General features: G+C 67.7%; 19 protein-coding genes. 5 read left to right on the top strand and 14 right to left on the bottom strand.

What is annotated here, in order from left to right; translation table 11 throughout:
* Window position 1: 1 nt before the first annotated feature.
* From WS95_RS06130 to WS95_RS06105, 6 genes are all read right to left on the bottom strand, one after another.
* Entirely contained in the window at window positions 2-628 is a 627-nt protein-coding gene (locus tag WS95_RS06130) for a ubiquinone biosynthesis accessory factor UbiJ (RefSeq protein ID WP_059822865.1), read from the bottom strand.
* Between the two features lie 163 nt (window positions 629-791).
* Window positions 792-1,823, bottom strand: coding sequence for a Tim44 domain-containing protein (locus WS95_RS06125; RefSeq protein WP_059822864.1), 1,032 nt, complete (start codon window positions 1,821-1,823; stop codon window positions 792-794).
* A gap of 41 nt (window positions 1,824-1,864) precedes the next feature.
* On the bottom strand, window positions 1,865-2,596 hold the full coding sequence (gene ubiE, locus WS95_RS06120) for a bifunctional demethylmenaquinone methyltransferase/2-methoxy-6-polyprenyl-1,4-benzoquinol methylase UbiE (protein ID WP_011546189.1): 732 nt from the start codon (window positions 2,594-2,596) through the stop codon (window positions 1,865-1,867).
* 52 nt (window positions 2,597-2,648) lie between these two features.
* A complete protein-coding gene (locus WS95_RS06115) occupies window positions 2,649-3,062 on the bottom strand; it encodes a gamma-butyrobetaine hydroxylase-like domain-containing protein (protein ID WP_034208367.1) in 414 nt (137 codons plus the stop codon).
* Window positions 3,059-3,502 (bottom strand): HIT family protein, encoded by a 444-nt coding sequence (locus tag WS95_RS06110; RefSeq protein WP_034208761.1) that lies wholly within the window; start codon window positions 3,500-3,502, stop codon window positions 3,059-3,061. Before WS95_RS06110 ends, WS95_RS06115 begins: the two co-directional genes overlap by 4 nt.
* Window positions 3,503-3,587: 85 nt before the next feature.
* Window positions 3,588-7,607, bottom strand: a complete 4,020-nt coding sequence (locus WS95_RS06105; protein ID WP_059822862.1) for a DUF3683 domain-containing protein — start codon at window positions 7,605-7,607, stop codon at window positions 3,588-3,590.
* Between the two features lie 584 nt (window positions 7,608-8,191).
* Between WS95_RS06105 and ilvA the strand changes: the two genes are divergently transcribed.
* Together ilvA and queF are read left to right on the top strand one after the other, a co-directional pair.
* Window positions 8,192-9,715, top strand: a complete 1,524-nt coding sequence (gene ilvA, locus WS95_RS06100) for a threonine ammonia-lyase, biosynthetic (RefSeq protein ID WP_034208369.1) — start codon at window positions 8,192-8,194, stop codon at window positions 9,713-9,715.
* A 12-nt stretch (window positions 9,716-9,727) separates the two neighbouring features.
* On the top strand, window positions 9,728-10,552 hold the full coding sequence (queF, locus tag WS95_RS06095) for an NADPH-dependent 7-cyano-7-deazaguanine reductase QueF (RefSeq protein WP_059822860.1): 825 nt from the start codon (window positions 9,728-9,730) through the stop codon (window positions 10,550-10,552).
* Between the two features lie 51 nt (window positions 10,553-10,603).
* On the opposite strand, the gene WS95_RS06090 is transcribed toward queF, so the two are convergent.
* The 4 genes from WS95_RS06090 to WS95_RS06075 form a co-directional block, all read right to left on the bottom strand.
* Window positions 10,604-11,023 carry a bleomycin resistance protein gene (locus tag WS95_RS06090; protein ID WP_034208371.1) on the bottom strand — a complete coding sequence of 140 codons (420 nt, stop codon included), beginning with the start codon at window positions 11,021-11,023 and terminating at the stop codon, window positions 10,604-10,606.
* A 170-nt stretch (window positions 11,024-11,193) separates the two neighbouring features.
* Window positions 11,194-11,580: a RidA family protein gene (locus WS95_RS06085; protein ID WP_006497391.1), complete on the bottom strand. Its 387-nt coding sequence runs from the start codon at window positions 11,578-11,580 to the stop codon at window positions 11,194-11,196.
* A 125-nt stretch (window positions 11,581-11,705) separates the two neighbouring features.
* Window positions 11,706-13,187, bottom strand: coding sequence for an N-acyl-D-amino-acid deacylase family protein (locus tag WS95_RS06080; protein WP_059780507.1), 1,482 nt, complete (start codon window positions 13,185-13,187; stop codon window positions 11,706-11,708).
* 2 nt (window positions 13,188-13,189) lie between these two features.
* On the bottom strand, window positions 13,190-14,128 hold the full coding sequence (locus tag WS95_RS06075) for a MurR/RpiR family transcriptional regulator (protein ID WP_059822859.1): 939 nt from the start codon (window positions 14,126-14,128) through the stop codon (window positions 13,190-13,192).
* Between the two features lie 119 nt (window positions 14,129-14,247).
* On the opposite strand from WS95_RS06075, the gene WS95_RS06070 reads away from it, so the two are divergent.
* Together WS95_RS06070 and WS95_RS06065 are read left to right on the top strand one after the other, a co-directional pair.
* On the top strand, window positions 14,248-15,528 hold the full coding sequence (locus WS95_RS06070; RefSeq protein WP_059822857.1) for an amino acid deaminase: 1,281 nt from the start codon (window positions 14,248-14,250) through the stop codon (window positions 15,526-15,528).
* Between the two features lie 156 nt (window positions 15,529-15,684).
* Window positions 15,685-16,266 carry a DJ-1/PfpI family protein gene (locus WS95_RS06065; RefSeq protein ID WP_006487930.1) on the top strand — a complete coding sequence of 194 codons (582 nt, stop codon included), beginning with the start codon at window positions 15,685-15,687 and terminating at the stop codon, window positions 16,264-16,266.
* 68 nt (window positions 16,267-16,334) lie between these two features.
* On the opposite strand, the gene WS95_RS06060 is transcribed toward WS95_RS06065, so the two are convergent.
* Window positions 16,335-16,781 (bottom strand): MarR family winged helix-turn-helix transcriptional regulator, encoded by a 447-nt coding sequence (locus tag WS95_RS06060; protein WP_034208375.1) that lies wholly within the window; start codon window positions 16,779-16,781, stop codon window positions 16,335-16,337.
* A gap of 58 nt (window positions 16,782-16,839) precedes the next feature.
* On the bottom strand, window positions 16,840-18,435 hold the full coding sequence (locus WS95_RS06055) for an MDR family MFS transporter (RefSeq protein WP_059822855.1): 1,596 nt from the start codon (window positions 18,433-18,435) through the stop codon (window positions 16,840-16,842).
* Window positions 18,436-18,542: 107 nt separating this feature from the next.
* Here WS95_RS06055 and WS95_RS06050 point away from each other — a divergent pair, with 107 nt between their 5' ends.
* The gene (locus WS95_RS06050) at window positions 18,543-19,385 is read left to right on the top strand and encodes an EcsC family protein (protein ID WP_034208377.1); all 843 of its coding nucleotides are present in this window, start codon (window positions 18,543-18,545) and stop codon (window positions 19,383-19,385) included.
* On the opposite strand, the gene WS95_RS06045 is transcribed toward WS95_RS06050, so the two are convergent.
* Window positions 19,355-20,317 (bottom strand): alpha/beta hydrolase, encoded by a 963-nt coding sequence (locus WS95_RS06045; protein WP_059822854.1) that lies wholly within the window; start codon window positions 20,315-20,317, stop codon window positions 19,355-19,357. The genes WS95_RS06050 and WS95_RS06045 overlap by 31 nt on opposite strands.
* A gap of 89 nt (window positions 20,318-20,406) precedes the next feature.
* Entirely contained in the window at window positions 20,407-20,841 is a 435-nt protein-coding gene (locus tag WS95_RS06040; protein ID WP_059822852.1) for a CHRD domain-containing protein, read from the bottom strand.
* Between the last annotated feature and the right edge of the window lie 496 nt (window positions 20,842-21,337).

Below are 21,337 nucleotides of genomic sequence, written 5' to 3'. Positions count from 1 at the left end.
CTCAGTGCGCGCCGCGCGGGCCGGAACCCGTGCGCGCGCCGATTTTTTGTTCGAGTCGCTCGACCCGCTTTTCGACCCGCGCGAGCGCATCGCGCGCGCGCGCCAGTTCGGCGTCGAAGCCGCCGAGCGACGCGCGCCGGACGACTTGCGGGTTCTCGTCGAGCCAGTATTCGGCGACGGAATCGAGCACGTTGCGGCCGGCGCGGCGTGCGCGCGCGCCGGCGTCGCGCACGACCGTCGCGATCCGGTGCGCCGCCGCGTCGCCGACCAGCTTCGCGAGATCTTCTTCCGGTTCCCAGCGCAGGTGCTCGGCCAGCTTCGCGATCTGCGTCGCGAATTCCGCGTCGCCTTCGATCTTCACGTGCTTCATCACGGCCGCCTGGCCGCCCTGCAGGAACGCGGCGACCGTGTCGCCGGCAAGCGCGATCGACACGTCGACCCGTTGCGCATCGTGCGCGTCGACGGCCGACAGATAGCCGTCGGGCTGCACCAGCAGCGTAAGCGTGACGGGAGACACGTCGATCCGGGCAGTCTTGCCCGCATAGGGAATCAGGCGATCGCGCGCCCATGATTCGCGCGCGAGCAGGTGATTGACGGCAGCAGCAAAAGGCTTGGCGGCAAAGGTCATCGGGCTGGGAAAGAAAAAACCCGCGCAGGCCGGGCGCCCACGCGGGTTTCTATTGTAACGTCGGATCGGCGGCGGACCGTGCCTGACCGTACACCCGGGCGGCAAGCGGTCGCAGTGCGGCGGCCGTCGCCCGGGTACCGGCGGCGCGGGCCGCCGGCCACGCTCAGTGCGTGTTGATCTGCTGGATACCCGCGAGCAGCCAGCCCTGACCGCCCGACTTCGACAGGTTCCACACCTCGTCGAACGGCGCGGCCGACGTATTCGCCGATTCGCGGATCAGGCCGTGGAAGCGCACGCTCGCCGACTGCTCGATGCCGCGATCCTCGATCGCGACCAATTCCGCGTCGAGCTGCACGACATCGGTCTGGTTCGCGTCGTTGCCGCGCGAATCGAGGTCGATCTTGATCTCGGCGAACATTTCGGGCGTCGTGAACTCGCGGATGTCGGCCAGGTTGCCCTGGTCCCATGCCGCCTGCAGGCGCACGAAATAGACTTTCGCGCTGCGCAGGAACGCTTCGGTGTCGAAGCCGGCCGGCACCTGCAGCGGTGCCGCTGCCGCCGCGGCCGCGCCTGCGGCGGCCGCACCGCCGCCGAACACGCCCTGCGCTTCGTTCGCGTAGCTGCTGCCGCTACCTGCGTAGTTGCTGCCGGTGTTGCCCTGCTGGAACGACGGGCTTTGCGCGTAGCCGCCGGACGACGACGCGGCACCGCCGACCGAATACGCCGGCTCCTGCGGGCGACGGCGGTTCATGAACTTGCGGATCAGCCAGATGCCGACCATCGCGAGCAACGCGATCACGATGACGTTCGCCATCATGCTCGCGAATGCGCCGCCGAGGCCGAAGTGCGACAGCAGCGCCGCGATGCCGAGGCCGGCCGCGAGACCGGCGATCGGCCCGAGCCAGCGCGAGCGGTTGGGCTGCGCGGCCGGTGCGGGCGCAGCCGGGTTCGCGCGCTGCGCCTGCGACGGCGCGGCCTGCTGCATCGGCTGCTGCGCGGGCGGCGTGGCCTGGCGCTGCGTGACGGTGGAATTCTGGCGGCCGATGCTGCGCCCGCCGCCCATGCGCCGGGCTTCGGCGTCGAGCGATGCGAACGTGCCGGCCGTGAGCAGGCCGACCATCAGCAGCGTGCCGACCCGTCGAGCCCACGGCTTCGACGGCTTGCTACGGTTGAACAGCGAACGCGATTCGGACATCAGCTTCTCCAGATGTAAGGCGAATGTATGGAAAGAACCCCTTAGTACTTGGTTCCGAGGTGTAAAGCTACCACGCCACCTGACAAATTGTAATATTTGACGGCGTCGAGGCCCGCTTGTTCCATCATCGTCTTCAGCGTGTCCTGATCGGGGTGCATCCGGATAGATTCAGCAAGATACCGATAACTTTCAGCATCTTTCGCGAACTTGTCGCCAAGCCACGGTAATACTTTGAAAGAATACAGATCGTACGCTTTTTTCAGCGGATCCCAGACTTTCGAGAATTCCAGCACCATCACGCGGCCGCCGGGCTTCGTCACGCGGCGCATCTCGGCCAGCGCGGCATCCTTGTGCGTCATGTTGCGCAGCCCGAACGCGACGGTGACCACGTCGAAGTAGTTGTCCGGAAAGGGAATTTTCTCGGCGTCGCACAGCAGCGACGGCGTCACGATACCCTTGTCGAGCAGCCGGTCGCGGCCCACGCGCAGCATCGATTCGTTGATGTCGGTATGCCAGACCTCGCCCGTCGGCCCGGCCGCCTTCGCGAACGACTTGGTCAGGTCGCCGGTGCCGGCCGCGATGTCGAGCACCTTGAAGCCGGGGCGCACGTTCGCCTGCGCGATCGTGAACGCCTTCCACGCGCGGTGCATGCCCGCCGACATCAGGTCGTTCATCAGATCGTAGTTGCTCGCGACCGAATGAAACACGCCCGCCACTTTCTTCGCTTTTTCGTTTTCCTCGACGCTTTCGAAGCCGAAGTGGGTTTTGCTCATCGCGTTGATCCTCAGTAAATGCCAAGACGGCGCCGAGCGGGCGCCGTCGATTTCAGTGGCAGTGGCCGTGCGGCGCGCCGGCCGCCTGCATCGGCGCGTCGCGCTCGACGCCCGCCGCCTTCAGTTTGTCGAAATAGTCGCGCCACAGCGCGTCCTGCCGCGTCGCCAGTTCGTACAGCAGGTCCCACGAGTAGATGCCGGTCGAATGGCCGTCGGAGAACGTCGGCTGCAGCGCGTAGTTGCCCACGCCCTCGAGCGCGGTGATCGTTACCTCGCGCTTGCCGGTCTGCAGCGTCTCCTGGCCGGGCCCGTGGCCGCGCACCTCGGCCGACGGCGAATAGACGCGCATCAGCTCGAACGGAATCCGGTAACTCTCGCCGTTCGGGTACTGCAATTCGAGCACGCGCGATACCGCGTGCACGACGACGCCGGACGGAATGGGCGTCGTGGAAGTCAAACCGCTCATGGCTGCCTCGAATCGGTCATGCGTTGAATTTCCTCGCGCACCGCATTGTGCAGCAGCGAGGCCTGCGCCGCGCGCGAGCGCAGCAGCGCCTCGGACACGCTGCGCTGGCGCGGCGCCCACACGGGCTGCGGGAAATGGGCATCGTTGGAAAAGCGCGGAATCACGTGCCAGTGCACGTGCGGCACCATGTTGCCGAGGCTCGCGAGATTCACCTTGTTCGGCTGCATCACGCGGCGCACGGCCCGCTCGACCGCGTAGACCACGCGCATCAGGTGTGCCCGCTCGGGCTCGCCGAGATCCGAGAACTCGGCCACGTGCGCGCCCCAGATCACCCGGCAGAAACCCGGGTAGTCGTGCTCGCCCGTCGCGAGCACGACGCGCAGCGCCTCGTCCTGCCAGAGCACCTCGCCGCCGTCTTCACGGCAAAACACGCATTCCATCGTCGCTCCCATGTGGACCGGCGCCGGCATGGCTGCGCCGGCGCCCGCTCATTTCCGGCCCGGTCGGGCGGTCGTCATGCCCGCATTAGACCAGCACGCGCTCGATCCCGCCATGGTTCGCCCGTGCGACGTAGTCGGCCATCCAGTTCTCGCCGAGCACCTGGCGGGCGATTTCGACCACGATGTAGTCGGCTTCGAGGTTCGCGTCCTCGTTGTAGCGCGACAGGCCCTGCAGGCACGACGGGCAGCTCGTCAGGATCTTCACGTCCGGCCCGTTCGCCCCCGCGGCCGCCGGCGCGTCGCCCGCCACCACCGGGATCGCGCGCAGCTTCGCGGCGCCCTTGCGGATCTCTTCTTCCTTGCGGAAGCGAACCTGCGTGGACACGTCCGGTCGCGTGACCGCGAGCGTGCCCGATTCGCCGCAGCAGCGGTCGTTCTTCTCGATCCTGTAGCCGTCCTTCTCCGAGCCCATCAGCTCGTTGACCAGCTTGACCGGATCCATCGTCTTGATCGGCGTGTGGCACGGGTCGTGATACATGTAGCGCGTGCCCGTCACGCCGTCGAGCTTCATCCCCTTCTCCAGCAGGAACTCGTGGATGTCGATGATCCGGCAGCCCGGGAAGATCTTGTCGAATTCATACCCGGCGAGTTGGTCGTAGCACGTGCCGCACGACACGACCACCGTCTTGATGTCCAGGTAGTTCAGCGTGTTCGCGACCCGGTGGAACAGCACGCGGTTGTCCGTGACGATCTTCTCGGCCTTGTCGTACTGGCCCGAGCCGCGCTGCGGATAACCGCAGCACAGGTAGCCCGGCGGCAGCACCGTCTGCACGCCGGCTTCCCACAGCATCGCCTGCGTAGCCAGCCCGACCTGCGAGAACAGCCGCTCCGAGCCGCAGCCCGGGAAGTAGAACACCGCTTCCGAATCGACGGTCGTCGACTTCGGGTTGCGGATGATCGGCACGATCTTGTTGTCCTCGATGTCCAGCAGCGCGCGCGCCGTCTTCTTCGGCAGGTTGCCCGGCATCTTCTTGTTCACGAAGTGGATCACCTGCTCGACCGCGGGCGGCTTGCCGGTCGTCGCCGGCGGGTGCTGCGTCTGCTTCGTCACGACCTTCTTCAGCATGTCGTTCGCGAAGCGCTGCACCTTGTAGCCCACGCCCATCATCACGCCGCGCGCGAGGTTGATCGTCTGCGGATTGGTCGCGTTCAGGAAGAACATGCCCGCCGCATTGCCGGCGTTGAACTTCTTCTTGCCCATCTTGCGCAACAGGTTGCGCATGTTCATCGTGACGTCGCCGAAGTCGATCTTCACCGGGCACGGCGTCGCGCACTTGTGGCACACCGTGCAGTGGTCGGCCACGTCGTTGAACTCGTCCCAGTGCTTGATCGACACGCCGCGGCGCGTCTGTTCCTCGTACAGGAACGCCTCGACCAGCAGCGACGTCGCGAGGATCTTGTTGCGCGGGCTGTACAGCAGGTTCGCGCGCGGCACGTGGGTCGCGCACACCGGCTTGCACTTGCCGCAGCGCAGGCAGTCCTTCACCGAATCGGCGATCGCGCCGATGTCGGACTGCTGCATGATCAGCGACTCGTAGCCCATCAGCCCGAAGCTGGGCGTGTACGCGTTGCGCAAATCGGCGCCGTCGAGCAGCTTGCCCTTGTTGAAGCGGCCGTTCGGGTCGACGCGCTGCTTGTACGCGCGGAATTCGGCGATCTCGTCGTCGGTCAGGAACTCGAGCTTCGTGATGCCGATCCCGTGCTCGCCGGAAATCACGCCGTCGAGCGAGCGCGCGAGCGTCATGATGCGTGCGACGGCCGCATGCGCGTCCTGCAGCATCTCGTAATTGTCGGAGTTGACCGGGATGTTCGTGTGGACGTTGCCGTCGCCCGCGTGCATGTGCAGCGCGACGAACACGCGCCCGCGCAGCACGCGCTTGTGGATCGCCTGCGCTTCGTCGAGGATCGGCTTGAACGCGCCGCCGTTGAAGATCGCGCGCAGTTCCGCGCGGATCTCCTGCTTCCACGAGATGCGGACCGTGCGGTCCTGCGTGACGTGGAACACGGTCGCGCCCGGCTGTTCGTCCGCGCGATCCGCGAATTTCTCGGCGAGCGCCTCGTAGCCGAGCTGCACCAGGTAGTGCTGCGCCTCGCGCAGCGGCTGGTCGAGCCGGTCGCGCACGAACTCCCAGCGCGCCCGCACGCGCTTGAGCAGCTCGAGCGCCTGCTGCACGCGGTCTTCCAGCAGCTCCGCGCTCGGGATCTCGTTCGCGTCGTCGGTCTTGCCGAGCGGCAGGTTGCCGCCGCGGAAGAACGCCTCGAGCGCGTCGACGAGCTGCAGCTTGTTCTTCAGCGACAGCTCGATGTTGATCCGCTCGATGCCGTCGGTGTACTCGCCCATCCGGTTCAGCGGGATGACGACGTCCTCGTTGATCTTGAACGCGTTCGTATGCTTCGCGATCGCGGCCGTGCGGCTGCGATCGAGCCAGAAGCGCTTGCGCGCCTCCGCGCTGACCGCGACGAAGCCTTCGCCGCTCTTGCCGTTCGCCATCCGGATCACTTCGGACGTCGCCTGTGCGACCGCATCGGCATCGTCGCCGACGATATCGCCGATCAGCACCATCTTCGGGAATGCATTGCGCTTGCTCTTGGTCGCATAGCCGACCGCGCGCAGGTAGCGCTCGTCGAGGTGCTCGAGGCCCGCGAGGATCGCGCCGCCCTGCTTCGACGTCTCGAACAGGTAGTCCTTGATCTCGACGATGCTCGGAATCGCCTCGCGCGCCTGGCCGAAGAATTCGAGGCAGACGGTGCGCGTGTGCGCGGGCATCTTGTGCAGCACCCAGCGCGCGGACGTAATGAGCCCGTCGCAGCCTTCCTTCTGCACGCCCGGCAGGCCGGCGAGGAACTTGTCGGTCACGTCCTTGCCGAGCCCTTCCTTGCGAAAGCGCCGGCCTTCGATCTCGAGCATCTCGGTCTTCAGCAGCTTCTCGCCCGGCGCGTACGCGCCGTCGAACCACTTCAGCTCGAAGCGCGCGACCGCGATGTCGTGGATCTTGCCCTGGTTGTGCTCGTGGCGCGTGACTTCCAGCCAGTTGCCGTCCGGGTCGACCATTCGCCACCACGCCAGGTTGTCGAGCGCGGTGCCCCACAGCACGGCCTTCTTGCCGCCCGCGTTCATCGCGACGTTGCCGCCGATGCACGATGCGTCGAGCGAGGTCGGATCGACCGCGAACACGTAGCCGGCCGCTTCGGCCGCCTCGGTCACGCGGCGCGTGACGACGCCCGCGCCGGAGAAGATCGTCGGCACCTTGTGCGCGACGCCCGGCAGTTCGGTCAGCTCGACCGCGCCGAGCTGTTCGAGCTTTTCGGTGTTGATCACCGCGGAGAACGGCGTGAGCGGCACCGCGCCGCCCGTGTAGCCGGTGCCGCCGCCGCGCGGGATCACCGTCAGGCCGAGCTCGAAGCACGCCTTGACCAGCGCGGCGATCTCGGCTTCGGTATCGGGGGTCAGCACGACGAACGGGTATTCGACGCGCCAGTCGGTCGCGTCGGTCACGTGCGACACGCGCGACAGCCCGTCAAAGCGGATGTTGTCCTTCTGCGTGCAGCGGCCGAGCGCCTTGGTCGCGCGGCGGCGCAGCTCGGCCATCTTGTCGAATTCGTCCGCGAACTCGTCGACCGCGCGCTGCGCGGCGCTCTCGAGCATCTCGACGCGCGATGCGCGTTCGCGGCCGGCGTCGTCGCGGTGCTCGGTGAGATCCGCGCTGCGGCGCTTGCCGATCTCGGTCAGGCGGTGGTTCAGCGCCTCGATCAGCAGCGCGCGGCGCTTCGGGTTGTCGAGCAGGTCGTCCTGCAGGTACGGGTTGCGACGCACGACCCAGATGTCGCCGAGCACTTCATACAGCATCCGTGCCGAGCGGCCCGTGCGGCGCTCGGCGCGCAGCTCGTCGAGCACCGACCACGCCTCCTCGCCGAGCAGGCGGATCACGATCTCGCGATCCGAGAAGGACGTGTAGTTGTAGGGAATCTCGCGCAAGCGGGGCGCGGGGTCGGCGGCGACGGCGGCGGCCGCGCCATGCGGATCGAAAACTTGTGGTGCGTTCATGTTCGGACGACTCGGAGGGCCGATACCCCGTGCACGGGCGTCGGCAAGCGCGTGGGCGCAATCTTGGGGAAATCTGTTCTGTTACCAGGCGTGCGGCTGTCCTTCATGGGGCCGGAGCGGGCGACTCGCCCCTCCTGGCCGGCGACAGGGCCTGGCGGCACTCGGAACCATCAGCACGATCGCGCGCGGCGCGCGTGCCGTTCGGCCGCGGGGCTGGCTGCGCGCGGCGTCGGCTTCAACGGTGCGATCCGAGGGTGCCTCTGCATCTTCCGAATCCTTGATTCAAAACGGAATTCTAACCCATGATCGGGCCGCCCGTGACACGCCGGACAGGTCGTGGGGCTATCGCCGCGCGCCGCGCCGGGCGGGGTTCGGCGCGGTTTCGTGCGACCATTCGCCGTCCGTCCGGTCGGTAACCATGCGGTTAAGCCGATAAAAAATCTCGCCCGGCGACGCCCCCCCCTGCCGGCACGCGCGCACGGTCGCCCGCAATCGCCCGCCCGGCATGCCGCTTGCGTGCGGGCGGACCCTTGGCGCTATCATTGACCCTTTACCGTCTGCATCCGCACTGCACGCGAGCGCCCATGGCATCCCACGATTACCTGAAGAAAATCCTCACCGCGCGCGTCTACGACGTCGCGATCGAGACGGAACTCGAACCGGCCCGCAACCTGTCGGCCCGGCTGCGCAACGCCGTTTACCTGAAGCGCGAGGACAACCAGCCGGTGTTCTCGTTCAAGCTGCGCGGCGCGTACAACAAGATGGCGCACATTCCGGCGGACGCGCTCGCGCGCGGCGTGATTACCGCGTCGGCCGGCAACCACGCGCAGGGCGTCGCGTTCTCGGCGGCGCGGATGGGCGTCAAGGCCGTGATCGTCGTGCCCGTCACGACGCCGCAGGTGAAGGTCGACGCGGTGCGCGCGCACGGCGGGCCGAGCGTCGAGGTGATCCAGGCGGGCGAATCGTACAGCGATGCGTACGCGCACGCGGTCAAGGTCCAGCAGGAGCGCGACCTCACGTTCGTCCACCCGTTCGACGATCCGTACGTGATCGCCGGCCAGGGCACGATCGCGATGGAGATCCTGCGCCAGCACCAGGGCCCGATCCACGCGATCTTCGTGCCGATCGGCGGCGGCGGGCTCGCCTCCGGCGTCGCCGCGTACGTGAAGGCGGTGCGCCCGGAGATCAAGGTGATCGGCGTGCAGGCCGAGGATTCGTGCGCGATGGCGCAGTCGATCGACGCGGGCGAGCGCATCGAGCTGAGCGAAGTGGGCCTGTTCGCGGACGGCACCGCGGTGAAGCTCGTCGGCGAGGAAACCTTCCGGCTGTGCCGCGAGCTCCTCGACGGCGTCGTGACGGTCAACACCGACGCGCTGTGCGCGGCGATCAAGGACGTGTTCCAGGACACGCGCAGCGTGCTCGAGCCGTCCGGCGCGCTCGCGGTCGCGGGCGCGAAGCTGTACGCGGAACGCGAAGGCATCGAGAACCGGACGCTCGTCGCGGTCACGTCCGGCGCGAACATGAACTTCGACCGGATGCGCTTCGTCGCCGAACGCGCGGAAGTGGGCGAGGCACGCGAAGCCGTGTTCGCGGTCACGATCCCCGAGGAACGCGGCAGCTTCAAGCGCTTCTGCTCGTTGGTCGGCGATCGCAACGTCACCGAGTTCAACTACCGGATCGCCGATGCGCAATCCGCGCACATCTTCGTCGGCGTGCAGATCCGCCGTCGCGACGAATCGGCGGAGATCGCCGCGAACTTCGAATCGCACGGCTTCAAGAGCGTCGACCTGACGCACGACGAGCTGTCGAAGGAACACATCCGCTACATGGTCGGCGGCCGCTCGCCGCTCGCGCTCGACGAGCGCCTGTTCCGCTTCGAATTCCCGGAACGGCCGGGCGCGCTGATGAAGTTCCTGTCGTCGATGGCGCCGGACTGGAACATCAGCCTGTTCCACTACCGCAACCAGGGCGCGGACTACAGCTCGATCCTCGTCGGGCTGCAGGTGCCGCAGGCCGATCGCGCCGAGTTCGAACGCTTCCTCGCGGCGCTCGGCTATCCGTATGTCGAAGAGAGCGCCAACCCGGCTTACCGCCTCTTCCTGTCGTAAAGGCGTCACACGATGAATCCCGAACATTCCCCGCTCGGCAAGGCCACCGTCTACGCGACGCAGTACGACGCGTCGCTGCTGTTCCCGATCCCGCGCGCCGGCGCGCGCGAGCAGCTCGGCATCACGTCGGCGCTGCCGTTCTTCGGCACCGACATCTGGAACGCGTACGAACTGTCGTGGCTCAACGCGCGCGGCAAGCCGCAAGTCGCGATCGCGACGTTCTACGTGCCGGCCGAATCGCCGAACATCGTCGAATCGAAGTCGTTCAAGCTGTATCTCGGTTCGTTCGCGCAGTCGAAGTTCGACTCGGTCGACGCGGTGCGCGACGTGCTGAAGCGCGACGTGTCGGCCGCGTGCGGCGCGAGCGTCTCGGTGCAACTGGTGTCGGCGCACGATTTCCGCAAGCTGGAAATGGACGAGCTCGACGGGCTGTCGCTCGACCGGCTCGATCTCGACACCGACGTGTACGAACCCGATCCGTCGCTGCTGTCGGCCGCCGAGGACGAAGCGCCGGTCGAGGAGACGCTCGTGTCCGACCTGCTGCGCTCGAACTGCCCGGTCACGGGCCAGCCCGACTGGGGCAGCGTGCAGATCCACTACGTCGGGCCGCAGATCGACCACGCGGGGCTGCTGCGCTACATCATCTCGTTCCGCAATCACACGGGCTTCCACGAGCAGTGCGTCGAGCGGATCTTCCTCGACATCCTGCATGCGTGCAAACCGGTGAAGCTCGCGGTGTATGCGCGCTATACGCGCCGCGGCGGGCTCGACATCAATCCGTTTCGCACCAATTACAACCAGCCGATGCCGGATAACGCGCGGACCGCGCGGCAGTGAAGCCCGCCGGGACCGTTCGCCCGCCCCTTCCGGGCGGCGGACGGCCCGGGTTCATCGTTGCGCCGGGCGCTGCGGGAGGATTTCCACCAAGCGCAGCAGGTAGCCGTCGGGGTCTTGCACCAGCATCTCGATCTGGCCGTGCTCGATGTCGTCCTGCCGATACCAGGATGTTCGCGGTCCGACGAACAGCGCCACGCCCGCGGCGACGATCCGGTCATGGATCGGGCCGATCGAATCGACCTCGATCTGCAGGTTGATCCCTCGCCCGAACGGCGGCTCCATCGGGCCTGTCAGCCAGCTTTCCGGGCGCTGCTGCTCGAGCATCAGCTGAGCCCCTCCGAGCTCGAGGTACGCGAATCCATCTTCCGGACGCTCGAAGCGGATCCCGAACCCCAGCACGTCACGATAGAAGCGCACGCTTGCGGCAAGGTCCGAGCAGATCAGCTCCGGCACCAGCGCAGCCCATTCCATACATGTCCTTTCGGTCGTCCATGCCGCACGTTACACGAACGAGCTGCATGCGTTGCAACGGTTGCAGCCGCGCGACGGCCCGGAGTCCGTCGGACCGCGCCCGGAAATGACGAAACGGGCTCGTTGCCACTCGCACCGAGCCCGTTGCGTATCGATTCGCCGCGGCGGGATTACTTCGCCGGCGCCTTGTAAGCGATGCAATCGACCTCGACCTTGCAGTCGATGACCATGCTCGACTGCACGCACGCGCGAGCCGGCGGGTTCTCGCCGAAGTACGAAATGAACACCTTGTTGAACGACGCGAAATCGCGCGCGTCGTCGAGCCACACGCCGCAGCGCACGACGTGCTCGAGGCCGTAGCCGGCTTCCTTCAGGATCGCGATCACGTTCTCGATCGCCTGCTTCGACTGCGTGACGATTCCGCCTTCGACGACCTCGCCGTTCACCATCGGCGTCTGGCCCGACACGTACAGCCAGCCGTCCGCCTCGACCGCCCGCGCGAACGGCATCACCTGGCCGCCGGTCCCCTTCGCTTCGCCTACGCCATATCGCTTCATCGTTTCACTCCTCGTGTGTCGACCCGAGTTGGCGCTGCGGCGCTGACTCCGGTCCCATGCAACGCTCGGTTGCGGATACGCGCGCCGGCTGCTGCGGCGCGCATGGAAGATCGGGATGCGCGCGTTCAGAACGCCGCATCGGCACTGGCCGGCACGCGCTCGCCGCGCGCGACGAAACCGCCGGCGCGCTCGCCGGTCGGCTGGCCGTTTTCATAAGTCAGCACGCCGTTCACCCACACGGCGTCGATCCCGTGCGCGGGCTGCTGCGGCTTGTCGAACGTCGCGGCGTCGATCACGCGCGCCGGATCGAACAGCACGAGATCGGCGTGGTAGCCGACGTGCACCTCGCCGCGGCGCGCGAGCCCGAAGCGGCGCGCGGACAACGACGTCATCTTGCGGATCGCCTCCTCGAGCGGCAGCAGGTTCGTGTCGCGCACGTAGTGGCCGAGCACGCGCGGAAACGCGCCCCACAACCGCGGATGCGGCAGCGGATCGTTCGGCAGCCCGTCGGAGCCGACCATCGTCGCCGGATGCGACAGGATGCGGCGCACGTCGTCCTCGGACATGTTGTGGTACACGGCGCCCGCCGGGCGAATGCGCTGCGCGGCCTCCTGCTCGGTCACGCCCCAGTCGGCGGCGATCGCCTTCAGCAGCTTGCCCGCGACTTCCGGGTGCGGCTCCGACCACGTGATCGTGATGTCGATGTCGCCCGTCACCTGTTTCAGGTCGAGCGTCGACGAACTGCGGCTGTACGGATAGCAGTCGCAGCCGACCGGCTGATAACGGCGCGCGCCTTCGAGCGACGCGAGCACCTCGGTGCTGCGCCCCCAGTTCGACGGGCCCGCGCATTTCAGGTGCGAGATCACGACCGGCACCTGCGCGTGGCGGCCGACGCGATAGGCCTCGTCCATCGCATCGAGGATCGCGTCGAATTCGGTGCGCATGTGCGTCGTGTACAGCGCGCCGGCTTTGGCGAGCGGCTCGGCGAGCGCCATCACTTCCTCGGTCGGCGCGGCGAACGCGGAGCCGTATGCGAGACCCGACGACAGGCCGAGCGCGCCGTTCGCGAGCGCCTCCTCGAGCTGCGCGCGCATGCCGGCGATCTCGCCATCGGTCGCCGCGCGGTCGAGGCGGTCCATCTGGTTGTTGCGCAGCGCCGTATGGCCGACGAGCGCCGCGACGTTCACGGCCGGGCGCGCATCGTTCACGGCCGCGACGTAAGCGGCGAAGCTCGGGTACCGGAACGCGCCGCGCTCGCCGAGCAGGTTCATCGGGTCGGGCGGATCGCCCGCGAGCGTCACCGGCGATGCGCTGATCCCGCAGTTGCCGACGATCACGGTCGTCACGCCCTGCGAGATCTTCGGGATCATCTCCGGCGCACGGATCACGTGCGTGTCGTCGTGCGTGTGCACGTCGACGAAACCCGGCGCCAGCGCACGGCCGTTCGCGTCGACGACGGTCTCGGCGAGCCAGTTCGACAGGTTGCCGATCGCCGCGATCAGGCCGTTGCGGATCGCGACGTCGCGCGTGACGGGCGGCGCGCCGGTGCCGTCGTACAGTTGCGCGCCGACGATCAGCGTATCGGCCGCTTCGGGATGCGAATGCATGGTCAGTCTCCTACCGGTTGACGGTCTCCGCCGCCGCGGTGCGCATCGAGCGCGTGCTTGATGCGGCGCAGCGATTCCCGGCCCGCATCGCCGAGCCGCAATGCGACGCCGGTGACGAGCACGTCGATCGCCATCATCATCGCGTAGCGCGATGTCGAAGGCTTGTAAATGAAATCGGTTTCGAAGGCGACGACGGGAATCAGATGATCGGCGAGCGTCGCGAGCGGCGACGCCGGCGCGGTGATCGCGATCAGCTTCGCGCCGTAGCGCTTCGCGAGCCGGCAGCTCTCGAGCAGCTCGGGCACGCGCCCGCTCACCGACAACGCGACGACGACGGTGTCGCTCGCCAGCGTCGCGGCCACCATCCGCTGCAGCAGGCTGTCCTGGTAGCTCGCGACCGGCCGGCCGAACCGCACGAGCCGGAAGCGCAGCTCGTCGGCAAGGGCGGTCGAGCCGCCGCCCTGCCCGTACACGTAGGTCATTTTCGCGCCGGCGAGCAAGTCGGCCGCCGCGTCGAACGACGTGTTGCGCAGCAGTTGGTGGTTGTGCGCGAGCGCCACGCGAATCTCGTCGTAGACCATCGACGCGGGGCTCGTGTCGTCGGCCGGCGCGTCGTCGGACGGCATCAGAAAGCGCTGGCCGACGGCCGCCGCCTGCGCGACGAGCACCTTCAACTCGCGCACGTCGCGGCAGCCGACGGCCTTCGCGAAACGCGTGACCGTCGCGACGCTGACCTCCGCGTCGCGCGCGAGCGCGCCGATGCTCGCATGCGCGGCGCGCGCCAGATCGGCGAGGATGAACGCGGCGACCTTGCGCTCGGCTTCGCGCAGCTCGGGCGCGCATTCGGCGATCCGCGCGACGATGTCGAGGACCGGCGGCGCGGCCTGAGCCGAATGGGGCTCGGCGGCAGGCGAAGCGGGCGGGGAGGCGGGCGTATTCATCGGCGGAAAAGGGTGCGAAGCTGGATGTTATTAAATAACATCACCGCGCCGATGCTACTTTCTGTACCATCTGCATGTCAACTTCAGTGCAATGCATAGTGATGATGGAGCGGGATGACATGAAAGTTACAAACTATCAGGAAGCGACGATCGATCCGTTCGGCAAGGGCCTGGGCAATCTGCCGAGCGCGAGCGTGCCGCTCGGCGACGCGGGCCGGCTCGAATGGAACCTGCTCGCGGAAGACGTCAGCCTGCCGGCCGCCGTGCTTTACGCGGATCGCGTCGAGCACAACCTGAACTGGATGCAGGCGTTCGTGCAGAAATACGGCGTCAAGTTCGCGCCGCACGGCAAGACGACGATGGCGCCGCAACTGTTCCGCCGCCAGCTCGACGCCGGCGCGTGGGGCATCACGCTCGCGACCGCGCACCAGACGCAGGCCGCGTATCACGGCGGCGTGCGGCGCGTGCTGCTCGCGAATCAGCTGGTCGGCCGCCAGAACATGACGATCGTCGCGGGGCTGCTGTCCGATCCCGATTTCGAGTTCTTCTGTCTCGTCGATTCCGCGGACAGCGTCGATCAGCTCGGCCGCTTCTTCGGCGACGCGAAGAAATCGCTGAACGTGCTGATCGAGCTCGGCGTGCCGGGCGGCCGCGCGGGCGTGCGCGACGCCGCGCAACGCGAGGCGGTGCTGGCCGCGATCGCGCGCTATCCGGACACGCTGAAGCTGGCCGGCATCGAGCTCTATGAAGGCGTGCTGAAAGAGGAAGGCGAGATTCGCGCGTTCCTGCAGCAGGCGGTCGCGCTCACGCGCGAGCTGGCCGAAGCCGGCCGCTTCGCGCGCACGCCGGCGATCCTGTCCGGCGCCGGTTCGGCGTGGTACGACGTGGTCGCGGAAGAATTCAAGAAGGCGTCCGACGCGGGCTTCGCGGAAGTCGTGCTGCGTCCGGGCTGCTACCTGACGCACGATGTCGGCATCTACAAGAAGGCGCAGACCGACGTGTTCGCGCGCAATCCGATCGCCCGCTCGATGGGCGAAGGGCTGCTGCCGGCGCTGCAGCTGTGGGCGTACGTGCAGTCGGTGCCGGAGCAGGATCGCGCGATCGTCGCGCTCGGCAAGCGCGATGCGGCGTTCGACGCGGGCCTGCCGGAGCCGGCGCGCCACTTTCGTCCGGGCCGCGACACCGCGCCGCGCGACGTCGCCGCCGCCGAAGGCTGGGCCGTCACCGGGATGATGGACCAGCACGCGTACCTGCAGATCCCGCCGGGCGCGGACGTGAAGGTCGGCGACATGGTCGCGTTCGACATCTCGCATCCGTGCCTGACGTTCGACAAGTGGCGCCAGGTGCTCGTGCTCGATCCGCAATTCCGCGTGACGGAAGTCATCGAAACCTTCTTCTGACGCACGCCGCGCGCGGCGCCGCCCCGCCGCTCGCGCGGGCGGCCGTCACGCGCGCTTCAATCTGCCGGAGTACACTGCGCTTTCGTCCTCGGGCCCCGTCGTCGCCGTCGTGCACGGCGCGACCGGGCCTTCAACGCTGCTTCACTGGAGAAAGCCATGGCCGCGAAGAAGATCCTGTTCCTGACCGGCGATTTCGCCGAAGACTACGAAACGATGGTACCGTTCCAGGCGCTGCAGGCCGTCGGCCACCACGTCGACGCAGTCTGTCCGGGCAAGCGCGCGGGCGACAAGATCAAGACCGCGATCCACGATTTCGAAGGCGACCAGACCTACACCGAGAAACCCGGCCACCAGTTCACGCTGAATGCGGCGTTCGACGACGTCGACGCGGCGCGCTACGACGCGCTCGCGATCGCGGGCGGCCGTGCGCCGGAGTACCTGCGACTCGATCCGAAGGTGATTTCGCTCGTGCGCGAGTTCGCCGAAGCCGGCAAGCCGATCGCGGCGATCTGCCACGCGGCGCAACTGCTTGCGGCCGCCGACGTGATCCGCGGCAAGCGCATTTCTGCGTACCCGGCCTGCGCGCCGGAAGTGAAGCTCGCGGGCGGCGAATACGCGGACATCCCGGTCGACGCGGCCGTGACCGACGCGCCGTTCGTCACCGCGCCCGCGTGGCCCGCGCATCCGGCGTGGCTTGCGCAGTTCCTCGCGCTGCTCGGCACGCGCATCGAGCTGTAAACCCGCATTCGATCGGAAGGAAATGAAGCGGCGGCCGGCGGCGCCGACGTACCGCCCGGCGCCGCACGTCAACGCGCGTCCGGCGTCGACCCGACGTCCGCGATCCGCGATTCCAGCATCGCGAGCGCACCCGACAGCGCATTCAGCACGTCGTCCGGCAGTTGCGCCATCGTCTGTTCGAGAAACGCCTTGCGGCGCGGCAGGCATGCATCGAACGCCGCGCGGCCTGCGTCCGTCAGCGTGACGTTGGTCACGCGGTTGTCGCGCGCGTCCGATTCGCGTTCGATCCAGCCGAGCGCGTCGAGCGACTTCAACTGGCGCGTGAGCGCGCCCGGATCGATGCGCAGCACTTCGACGAGCTTCTTCTGCGACGAATGCCCGTCCATCGTGTGCAGCGCGACCATGATGCGCCAGCGCGGCATCGGCTGCCCGACGTGCGCTTCGAACGCGGTCATGAACGCGCGATACGTGCGTCCGAATTGCTGCAATATCGCGACGCGGTCCTGTTCTTCCATGCGCTGATTTCGTTCCGGTGAATCGTTGAGTCGTCGAATCGCCCGATCGCCCGATCGGTCAATCGGCCGCGACGTGCGGTTCGATCTTGCGCCGCAGCGCGATCGGCGGCACGCGGCGGCACTGCCATACCGACACCACGGCGACGAGCGCCGCCATCGCGACACCCAGGTGAATCGCGCCGACCAGCGATTCGCGGGCCGCTTCCAGCAGCAGCGCGCCATTATGCCCGGCACGCGTCAACTCCGCGACGAGACCGCCCTGCGCCGCGCGATCGATCAGGATCTGCGGATCGGCGAGCCGCGCGTGCCACTGCATCGCGTGGTCGGCCGACAGCGCGCTGCGCACGCCGCTCGAATACATCTGGTTGACGAGCGTGCCCGTGAGCGCGGTGCCGAGCATCCCGCCGACCATCCGTAGCGACTGCAGCAGCGCCGTCGCGATGCCGAGGTGTTCGCGGCCGGCCGTCTGCTGCGCGAACACGGTGAGGTTCGGCAGCACGAAGCCGAGCCCGATGCCGCCCGCGACCATCAGCGCCATCAGCATCCAGGTCGGCGTCGTGTGGGTCGCCACGACGATGCCCGCGCACGCGGTCGCGAACAGCACGAAGCCGACGTGCAGCATCGCGTTCGGATGGCGGATGCGCGTGACGACGCGGCCGTTCATGATGCTGCCGATCGTGATGAACACGACGAGCGGCGTGATCACGAGCCCGGCCTCCTTCGGCGACATCCCGAAGCCGCCCTGGAACAGCAGCGGCGCGTAGAACAGCAGCGAGAACATCGAGAAACCGGCGAGGATCGCCAGCACGAACAGCGCCGACAGCGCGCGATTGCCGAACATGTCGAACGGCAGGATCGGCTGCGCGCAGCGTTTCTCCCAGTGCCACAGGGCGACGCCGGCCGCGACCGCGACGACGAGCAGCAGCGACGCCCAGCTCGCGACGCCGTACTTCGGCAGCCATTCGACGAACAGTTGCAGCGAGCCGAGCGACAGCGCGATCAGCAGCGCGCCCGGCCAGTCGAGCCGCATCTTGCGATCGTGCTCGACGTGGCGCAGGTGCGGCAGGTAGCGCCACACGAAGATCAGCGACAGGATGCCGATCGGCAGGTTCACGTAGAACACGGAGCGCCAGCCGAACGACTGGGTCAGAAACCCGCCGAGCGACGGCCCGACCGCGTTCGCGATGCCGAACGCGGAACTCATCAGCACCTGCCAGCGCAGCCGCACGACGGAATCGGGGAACAGGTCGGGAATGCACGCGAACGCGGTGCCGACCAGCATCCCGCCGCCGATCCCCTGCAGCCCGCGCGCGAGCACGAGGTACAGCATGTCGTTGGCCATCCCGCACAGCACCGACGCGCCGGTGAACACGACGATCGACGCGATCACGAACGGCTTGCGGCCGTAATAGTCGCCGAGCCGGCCGAAGATCGGCACCGTGATCACGGAACTGAGCAGGTACGAGGTCGCGACCCACGCGTACAGGTCGAAGCCGCGCAGTTCGGCGACGATGGTCGGCAGCGCGGTGCCGACGACCGTCTGGTCCAGCGCGACCAGCATGGTGACGAACGAGATCCCGATCATCGCCAGCAGCGATTCGCGGAACGGCAGGACTTGCCCGCTCGAATGGTGGGCGGCAGTATGGACGGCCATTTTTTGTCGATGCAACGTTTGCCGGGTCAAAGAATCTCAAAATTCTAGCATGCCGGAGTAATCTAGGTCGGCGATGGTTCAGGGCCTCGTTCACGCAAAGGAGAAAGATGGAACCGATTTCAATCACCCCCGCCGCGACGCTGTCGCCGGAGGATCGGGACGCGCTGCGGCGCGCGAAGCAGGTACTGGAAAGCCCGTCGCTGACGATGAAGCTGACGGGTGTGCTCGGCGCGCCGGTCGAGAAAATGATCGCGCGGCTGCCGGATTTCGCGACCGGCAAGATCAACGATGCGACGCAGCTTGCGCTGCGCAAGTGCCTGAACATCGCGCTGCGCACGCTCGGCAAGCCGCCGTCGCCGGACGCCGAGCCCGAGAAGCCGAGCAACCTGCTGCACAAGCTCGCAGTCGCGACGACCGGCGCGGCGGGCGGCGCGTTCGGCTTTCTCGCGCTGCCGGTCGAGCTGCCGGTGACGACCACGCTGATCTTCCGCTCGGTGTGCGACATCGCGCGCAGCGAGGGCGAGAACCTGACGTCGGTCGATACGCAGTTGCAATGCCTGGCCGTGCTCGGCATGGGCGGCAATCCGGACAAGCAGGAGGAGGACGCCGATCTCGGCTATTTCGTGCTGCGCGGCGCGCTCGCGCAGGCGATCTCGAAGGCGTCGTCGGACATCACCGCGAAAGGCATCGCCGCGCACAGCTCGGCGGCCGTGTTCAAGCTCGTGCAGACGGTGGCGTCGCGCTTCTCGGTGCAGGTGACCGAGCAGATGGCCGCGAAGTCGATCCCGGCGATCGGCGCCGTGCTCGGCGCGACCGTCAACACGCTGTTCATCGACCACTTCCAGCAGATGGCGCACGGCCACTTCACCGTGCGCCGGCTCGAACGCAAGTACGGCTCGGTGGCCATCAAGGCCGCCTATCAGGCGATCGACGCCTCGCCGACGCGCTGAACCGCGCGCTCGACCGCGACGCGGCGCAGAAATGCGGCCGCGCGATCGAGCGCGTCGCGCGCTTCCGGCACCATCGGCGCGTACAGCTGCCACACGTGCGGCATGTCGGGCCACACCTCGATCTCCACCGCCACGCCGGCCGCCTTCGCCTTCTCGGCGACGCGGCGCGAATCGTCGAGCAGCACCTCGGTGCTGCCGACCTGGATGTACAGCGGCGGCAGGCCCGCCAGATCCGCATAGAGCGGCGATGCGTACGGATGGGTCGCCGGCTCGTCGCCGAGATACAGCTTCGCGGCCTTCGGCAGCGCCGCGGCCGCGAACATCGGATCGCGGCCGTCGTTGCCGCGCATCGTGTCGCCGGTACCGGCCAGGTCGGTCCACGGCGAGAACAGGATCGCGCCGGCCGGCAGCGGCTCGCCGCGATCGCGCAACGCGACGAGCGTCGCGAGCGCGAGGCCGCCGCCCGCCGAATCGCCGCCGAACACGATCGACTCGGGCGGCGTACCGAGCGCCAGCAGTTGCCGGTACGCGGCGAGCGCATCGTCGAGCGCGGCCGGGAAGCGGTTCTCGGGCGCGAGCCGGTAGTCGAGCGAGAACGAACGCACGCCCGCGCGCTTCGTCAGGCCGAACACCAGCGGCCGGTGAGTTTTCGTCGAACAGAAGTAGTAACCGCCGCCGTGGAAATACAGCAGCGTGCGGCCGGGCCCGCGCGCCGCGCCCGCGTCGGTGCGTTCGAGCCATTCGCCGCGCAGCGGCGCGTCGCCGGCGCCGTAGCACGGGCGCAGCCGGTAGCCCGACGGCGCGCGGCGCGGCACGATCATCCGCAGGTCGGTAAAGCGCCGGGCACGCGCGGGGTCGAGCACCTCGCGCGTGGTTTCCGGACGAAACTGCCAGCGCAGCAGCCAGCACGCGAACTTGCTTTGCCAACTCATCGGGCGCACTCCGTCATCGCAATGTGACGATGGTACGTGCGAACGCTCCCGCCTCGCTCGACAAGTGCCTCTATATCAAACGTCGGCGCTCAGTTCGCCGGCATCACCTGGCCGCGGATCTCGCCGGACGGGTGTTCCTTCGTGTGAATATTGAAGTACCACTTGCCGCCCATCAGGTCGGTGACCTGCGCGTCGGTGAGTTCCTTCGACCCCTTGATCGGGCTCGTCAGCTCGTCCTTCGGAACCGGCACCTGCACGCCGGCGTTCTGGCCGACCGGCGCGGGCCCGTGGAAATGCGCGGCGGTGGCCGGCCCCGTGAGGTGTTCGTAAGTGACCGTCCACCGCAGCATGTGCGTGGCCGTGTCGTAGGTGGCGGCGACGGTACCCGAACCCTTGGTCGCCGTCGGCGGAACTTCGCTCGACGGCTGCAGACTGGCGGACAGGCGCACCGTTTCGGCGGCGGCGCTACCGGCGGCCAGCACGCCCGCGCACAACGCGACCTGGAGCAAACGCAGCTTGAGCATGGATTCTCCTCGTACGACGTGGTACGCCGCCCGGGCGGCGGCGCGTCACTGGATGGTAGTCGATTGCGGTCGATCCGGGCAGCCTGCCGAAACCTGGAAGACACCTTTGCAGCATGCCCGCTCAATCCGTGCGCGGCCTTTCGCTACACTTCGTTTCACAGTTGCTTGTTTCCTTCGTCCGAAGGAGTCTGCGAGTATTCACGCGGCCGCCCGGCCGCGTTTTTTTTGCGCGCGTCCGGCGGCAAGCGGCATGCCGCGCACGAATGCGTCGCCTCCATAACTCTCCCTTCCCGCAATGCCAAGCAGAACGAATCGTTTTTCGTCCCACGCGCGTCGCGATCGGCGCGCGTGCGGACGGTTGCCGAAATCGGACCGCGTACCGTGCAGGTTGTCACGATACGTGGAATACGTTATTGCGCGAACCCGGGTCGACACGTGTTTTCCCGCGCAGGAAAATGCCGCATGTCGTCGTGACTGGAAGTGAACCGTGCCGGCC

Origin of the sequence: Burkholderia sp. MSMB1826 (genome assembly GCF_001526325.1) — a bacterium.
In the GTDB taxonomy this organism is placed as follows: Bacteria; Pseudomonadota; Gammaproteobacteria; order Burkholderiales; family Burkholderiaceae; genus Burkholderia.
This window is presented reverse-complemented; position numbering and strand designations above follow the sequence as displayed.

Bases quoted from the DNA above. Each gene is read 5' to 3' on its own strand.
- WS95_RS06130 (WP_059822865.1), bottom strand. From the start codon at position 628: ATGACCTTTGCCGCCAAGCCTTTTGCTGCTGCCGTCAATCACCTGCTC.
- WS95_RS06125 (WP_059822864.1), bottom strand. From the start codon at position 1,823: ATGTCCGAATCGCGTTCGCTGTTCAACCGTAGCAAGCCGTCGAAGCCG.
- ubiE (WP_011546189.1), bottom strand. From the start codon at position 2,596: ATGAGCAAAACCCACTTCGGCTTCGAAAGCGTCGAGGAAAACGAAAAA.
- WS95_RS06115 (WP_034208367.1), bottom strand. From the start codon at position 3,062: ATGAGCGGTTTGACTTCCACGACGCCCATTCCGTCCGGCGTCGTCGTG.
- WS95_RS06110 (WP_034208761.1), bottom strand. From the start codon at position 3,502: ATGGAATGCGTGTTTTGCCGTGAAGACGGCGGCGAGGTGCTCTGGCAG.
- WS95_RS06105 (WP_059822862.1), bottom strand. From the start codon at position 7,607: ATGAACGCACCACAAGTTTTCGATCCGCATGGCGCGGCCGCCGCCGTC.
- ilvA (WP_034208369.1), top strand. From the start codon at position 8,192: ATGGCATCCCACGATTACCTGAAGAAAATCCTCACCGCGCGCGTCTAC.
- queF (WP_059822860.1), top strand. From the start codon at position 9,728: ATGAATCCCGAACATTCCCCGCTCGGCAAGGCCACCGTCTACGCGACG.
- WS95_RS06090 (WP_034208371.1), bottom strand. From the start codon at position 11,023: ATGGAATGGGCTGCGCTGGTGCCGGAGCTGATCTGCTCGGACCTTGCC.
- WS95_RS06085 (WP_006497391.1), bottom strand. From the start codon at position 11,580: ATGAAGCGATATGGCGTAGGCGAAGCGAAGGGGACCGGCGGCCAGGTG.
- WS95_RS06080 (WP_059780507.1), bottom strand. From the start codon at position 13,187: ATGCATTCGCATCCCGAAGCGGCCGATACGCTGATCGTCGGCGCGCAA.
- WS95_RS06075 (WP_059822859.1), bottom strand. From the start codon at position 14,128: ATGAATACGCCCGCCTCCCCGCCCGCTTCGCCTGCCGCCGAGCCCCAT.
- WS95_RS06070 (WP_059822857.1), top strand. From the start codon at position 14,248: ATGAAAGTTACAAACTATCAGGAAGCGACGATCGATCCGTTCGGCAAG.
- WS95_RS06065 (WP_006487930.1), top strand. From the start codon at position 15,685: ATGGCCGCGAAGAAGATCCTGTTCCTGACCGGCGATTTCGCCGAAGAC.
- WS95_RS06060 (WP_034208375.1), bottom strand. From the start codon at position 16,781: ATGGAAGAACAGGACCGCGTCGCGATATTGCAGCAATTCGGACGCACG.
- WS95_RS06055 (WP_059822855.1), bottom strand. From the start codon at position 18,435: ATGGCCGTCCATACTGCCGCCCACCATTCGAGCGGGCAAGTCCTGCCG.
- WS95_RS06050 (WP_034208377.1), top strand. From the start codon at position 18,543: ATGGAACCGATTTCAATCACCCCCGCCGCGACGCTGTCGCCGGAGGAT.
- WS95_RS06045 (WP_059822854.1), bottom strand. From the start codon at position 20,317: ATGAGTTGGCAAAGCAAGTTCGCGTGCTGGCTGCTGCGCTGGCAGTTT.
- WS95_RS06040 (WP_059822852.1), bottom strand. From the start codon at position 20,841: ATGCTCAAGCTGCGTTTGCTCCAGGTCGCGTTGTGCGCGGGCGTGCTG.